Source organism: Clostridium chromiireducens, assembly GCF_002029255.1.
Taxonomy (GTDB): Bacteria; Bacillota; Clostridia; order Clostridiales; family Clostridiaceae; genus Clostridium; species Clostridium chromiireducens.
This window is the reverse complement of record NZ_MZGT01000140.1, coordinates 1-5,094: the sequence shown is the minus strand read 5'-3', so window position 1 is coordinate 5,094 and position 5,094 is coordinate 1. Positions and strand designations below refer to the sequence as shown.

Genomic DNA, 5,094 nt, shown 5'->3' with positions numbered 1-5,094 from the left:
CGCCTACATGAAGCTGGAGTTGCTAGTAATCGCGAATCAGAATGTCGCGGTGAATACGTTCCCGGGCCTTGTACACACCGCCCGTCACACCATGAGAGTTGGCAATACCCAAAGTTCGTGAGCTAACGCGAAAGCGAGGCAGCGACCTAAGGTAGGGTCAGCGATTGGGGTGAAGTCGTAACAAGGTAGCCGTAGGAGAACCTGCGGCTGGATCACCTCCTTTCTATGGAGAAATCTAGTTAACATTATGATTAACTAGTACAAATACATCATTGTATGTATTAAAATATAAAATACTTACTCAAAGGTTACTTAAGTATTTATTCTGTTTAATTTTGAAAGAACAATTTTCTTTCAAGTATGTGAATACTGAAAACCAAATTAATAGTTCGAATTAAAGTTTCTTTTTAAAGGAAACACTAACTCACATTCGTTCGTTGGTGTACAGTTCATTAGACAAAATCAGAGATTTGGAATGAACTAGCATCTCGTGATGATGGCATAGAGGTAACACTCCTTCCCATTCCGAACAGGAAAGTTAAGGTCTATAGCGCCGATGGTACTGCATGGGAGACTGTGTGGCAGAGTAGGACGTTGCGAGGTAATTAGGAAAGATAGTCGTAGGACTATCTTTTTTTGTTTGTTATAAATTATAAATAGAATTAAGGATTGGATAATGTGATTCTAAACTTAGTTGGAGTAAGGGACGTGAGCTCTTTAAAAATCCTATTAAAATTTCTCTGACTTTCAAATCCACACTCCAAAGCTATTACTGTGATTGGAAGATCTGTTTCACTAAGCAGCTTTTGAGCTTTATTTATTCGTAGTCTGTTTACATAATCATTAAACTGGAAGCCGATTTTGTTGGAAAAGATTCTTGAGAGATAGAATTTACTGAAGCCTAAATCTTTAGCTATACTTTCTAATGAAATTTTTTCTTGGTAATGAACCTCGATGTATTTAAGCAGGTTTTGAATTGTAATGTTATAAAAATGACTGCTATTCTTTAGGGTAAAATGAGGCTCAAGTTTTCCGAGTATTGTATACAAAAGGCCTTTAACAACATATTTGTTATTATATTTTATGAATTCATCATGTAGCATATATAAAAGGGAGCTTACTCCCTCATCAATGGTAGCCTTGTACATAAAGGGATTTTCCAATGTCTTATCCATTCGTGTACCAAAAAAACTGCCAGTAAGGTCAGGGGAGAAAATAAATAGCAAGATTTTTGAGAATTCTTCATTATTAAAACTATGTATATCATTAGGAAAGCACACGGAAGCCTCGCCTACGCTAAGAGAGCGTGAAAAATCGTTTATTGTGACTTCTATGGAGCCTTCAATAACATATACTATCTCTACATATGGATGTAGATGGGGTGGAAAAGTGAAATTGTCCAAAATTTTCGAACTAAAAAAATTTTGGTCGCCAGATTTATTTGCTTCGAAAAAAGGGTACATAAAGACCTCCGATTATTTTATATATCTATTAATACATGGAAAGCAATAAAATATTACATAGAGTCAAAGAAAATATTAGCCTTAAAAGTTTTTGTGGAAGACAGAATGTAATATGCTTTTTGAATTCAATAGAATATAAAAAATATAACATGTACTGCAATATATGTCCATATTGTGTTAATATTTTACTAGCCTAATTTGCTAAATACATGTAGTATTGAAGAAAACAAAAGAGGGAGAGTTTTTAATTATGTCAATAAAATACATACATGATATGACAAAAGGGAATGAAGTTTCCCATATTATAAAGTTTACTTGGCCGATGCTTATCGGTAATGTATTTCAACAATTTTATAACTTAATTGATTCTATTGTAGTAGGAAAGTATGTTGGTGCTAATGCTTTAGCAGCAGTAGGTGCTTGTGGTTCGTTAAGCTTTCTTTTTTTCTCAGTATGCCTTGGATTATCAGTTGGAATAGGTATTATTATCTCACAATATTTTGGTGCTAAGAAAGAAGAACAAGTAAAAAGAGCTATAGCTAATTCAGCTTATGTAATTGGAGCATCAGGGATAATTATGAGTATAATAGGAGTTGTTTTTGCACGTCAGGTTTTGCAGCTTTTAAATACGCCGCCTGAAATTTTAAATGATTCCGTAGCATTTTTAAGAATAGCATCAGGAGGAATGATAGCAGTAGGGTCTTATAATGCTATAGCCGCTATACTTAGAGCTTTAGGAGATTCAACAACACCTCTTATTTTTTTAATTGTTTCTTGTGCAGTTAATGTTGTTTTGGATTTGATTTTAGTTTTAAAATTTGGATTTGGTGTATCAGGTACGGCTTTTGCTACAGTCATTTCTCAGGCATGTGCTGCTTTGGGGTGCTTAACCTTTGCATTGCTTAAGAACCCATACTTCAAATTAAAAAAAGAACACTGGAAAATAGACAAGTCAATTATTACTAAATGCATAAAGATAGGTGTTCCTGTAGCAGCGCAGAATTCATTGATTGCAGTGTCTCTAGTGGCATTGCAGAGCGTTGTAAATGGTTTTGGGGAGACAGCCATTGCGGCATTTACTGCCACCAGCAGGGTTGAGCAGCTAATACAACAGCCTTTCAATTCTTTAGGTGCTGCTATGTCCACATTTGCAGGTCAGAATATGGGGGCTAATAAACTTGATAGAGTTAAAAAGGGATACCATAAAAGCATTTTAATAGTAGCTGGGTTTAGTATGGTAGCACTTTTGGCAGCACAATTTGGTGGACATGCTATTATGGAAGTATTTGTTACAGATGAAGCTGTAATAAATCTTGGTGAAAAGGCAATAAAGATTACTAGCTGTGCGTATTTCTCTCTTGGAATGATTTATGTTACTAGAGGAGTTTTAAATGGTACAGGAGATGCATTTTATGCTATGATTAATGGTTTTGTGGAAGTAATCGGAAGAGTCGGATTTTCAAGTAGCCTTGCTATGATTCCTTTTTTAGGCGTTTGGAGCCTATGGTTAACTAGTGGACTTACTTGGACTATTACAGCTATAGCAAGTGTGATACGGTACAGGCAGGGTAAGTGGCAAGAAAAATCATTAGTTAAACCCGCTGAGAAGACTTTGGATTATGGAAAATGTGCAGAGGGCAAATAGAGAAATATAATAATAAGATTAAGAGAGTTTTGAAATTAAGATTATGAAGAGAACTACGTTTTTACGTAGTTCTTTTATTATGCTAAATGCCTATACATAATGTAATTACAATAGTATAATCAGTTTGTTAATGATATTTTAGTTGAAATTGATGTACTACACTTAGGGAGGAATTATTTTGTCAGAAAAAAATAAAAAATATAGTATTACCAGGATTTCTAATTCAAAAGTCAATGAGAGTCAAGGTGCTATAGTTGAGGCTGAAAAGCCATTATCACAGTCCATGTTGTGGAAATTACAAACGGAGTTTTTTGCAAATCAAGGGCCAGAGGCGTGGATTAAAGGGATTGTACCTCAATATATAACAACAAATCCCTATATTGCAAACCAATATGCTAAAACTGTCTTTGGATACTTACGAGATTATGTTGCAAGGGAAGATACAGATAAAGATACTGTTATATACATAATGGAGCTTGCAGCAGGGGTAGGAAGATTTACCTATACTTTTCTAAAAAGATTTTTACATATGATTGAAAATTCTTCTCTAAAAGGGATAAAGTTTAAATATATAGTAACAGATTTTGCTGAGAGAAATATTGAATATTGGCAAAGCCACAGTTTTTTAAAGCCTTATTTTGAATCAGGAGTACTTGACTGTGCAACATTTGACATAGCTAATGATGAAGAGATTAGGCTTAGACATAGCGGTGAAGTTCTATCAAGTGGTAAAATGAAAAATCCTTTAATTTTATTTGCTAATTATACTTTTGATAGTCTTCCTCAAGATACTTTTTACGTTAACGATGGGAAAATTTATGAAGGCTTAATTACAATAACTTCTCCAGAAGAAAAAGGTGATCCTAATGATAAATCAATCTTAGCAGGTTTGGATTATTATTACACAGATGAACAAATTGAGGGCAATGACTATTACGAAGATAATAATTTTAATAATGTTCTGATGCATTATAAATATTCATTGGAGGATACAGCCTTTTACATGCCTATAATTGGATTAAGATGTATCTCAAGATTAAGAAAGTTATTTAACGATGACGTAATATTAATATCTGCTGACAAAGGTTATAAAAATGAAGAAGCTATGCATAAAAACTATCACCCATACTTATCAAAACATGGATGTATTTCAATGACAGTAAACTTCCATGCTATAGAGTTATATTTTAAGGAGCTCGGCGGAAAAGCCATACATAGCATATATGAACATGAAAATATAAATGTATCGCTGTTTTTATTAAGTAAGAATGATAAGGATCTTATAGAGACTTCAATGGCTTATAACGAAGTTATTGAAACCATAGGACCAGATGATTTCTATATTATGAAAAAAGCAGTTATGCCTTTAAGTAAATCTTTAACTACCAAAGAACTTTTGACATTCTTAAGATTTACGGTATGGGATTCAAGAACCTTACTTGAATTATATAATATATTACTTGAAAGAATACCAAATGAAGAAGACTTCCCCAAAGATGAATTTATTGATGCTATCAACAAAGTTTGGGAGTATTATTTCCCAATTGGTGAAGAAGGAGATTTAGGATATCATTTTGGTTCAATATTAGGATATCTAGGTCATGATGAGGATGCTCTGAAATTCTTTGAATCATCCTTAGAATTTTATGGTGAATGTCCTGAAACGAATTATGAAATTGCACTTTGTTATTATAATCTTGAGCAAATTGATAAAGCACTCGAGTATGCAGAAAAATCTATTGCTTTAGATCCAGACTTTGAAGAAGGTAAGAATTTAAAAGGTATGATTGAGGATATATTAAACGCGCAGTAGAATTTTGATTTTATAATTATTTTTTAAGTAAATAGAAACAATAAAAACTTTATAAGAAAATAATAAGGATAATCGCTTTAAAGTATTATAAAAGCACTTTAAGGTGATTTTTCTATGTGTTAACATAAGAAATAGATCAAGTTTTATTGTAGAATATAATAGAGTAAAAATAT

3 protein-coding genes and 2 rRNA genes are annotated in these 5,094 nt (G+C 33.0%); 4 read left to right on the top strand and 1 reads right to left on the bottom strand.

What is annotated here, in order from left to right; all coding sequences use genetic code 11:
- Both CLCHR_RS23735 and rrf read left to right on the top strand, forming a co-directional pair.
- A 16S ribosomal RNA gene (locus tag CLCHR_RS23735) occupies window positions 1-223 on the top strand; the annotation flags it as partial.
- A gap of 263 nt (window positions 224-486) precedes the next feature.
- A 5S ribosomal RNA gene (gene rrf, locus CLCHR_RS23730) occupies window positions 487-603 on the top strand.
- Window positions 604-662: 59 nt separating this feature from the next.
- On the opposite strand, the gene CLCHR_RS23725 is transcribed toward rrf, so the two are convergent.
- On the bottom strand, window positions 663-1,463 hold the full coding sequence (locus CLCHR_RS23725; RefSeq protein WP_079442412.1) for an AraC family transcriptional regulator: 801 nt from the start codon (window positions 1,461-1,463) through the stop codon (window positions 663-665).
- A 250-nt stretch (window positions 1,464-1,713) separates the two neighbouring features.
- Here CLCHR_RS23725 and CLCHR_RS23720 point away from each other — a divergent pair, with 250 nt between their 5' ends.
- Window positions 1,714-3,108: an MATE family efflux transporter gene (locus CLCHR_RS23720; protein ID WP_079442411.1), complete on the top strand. Its 1,395-nt coding sequence runs from the start codon at window positions 1,714-1,716 to the stop codon at window positions 3,106-3,108.
- Between the two features lie 178 nt (window positions 3,109-3,286).
- Window positions 3,287-4,921 carry a tetratricopeptide repeat protein gene (locus tag CLCHR_RS23715; RefSeq protein WP_079442410.1) on the top strand — a complete coding sequence of 545 codons (1,635 nt, stop codon included), beginning with the start codon at window positions 3,287-3,289 and terminating at the stop codon, window positions 4,919-4,921.
- Window positions 4,922-5,094 lie beyond the last annotated feature (173 nt).

Bases quoted from the DNA above. Each gene is read 5' to 3' on its own strand.
- CLCHR_RS23720 (WP_079442411.1), top strand. From the start codon at position 1,714: ATGTCAATAAAATACATACATGATATGACAAAAGGGAATGAAGTTTCC.
- CLCHR_RS23725 (WP_079442412.1), bottom strand. From the start codon at position 1,463: ATGTACCCTTTTTTCGAAGCAAATAAATCTGGCGACCAAAATTTTTTT.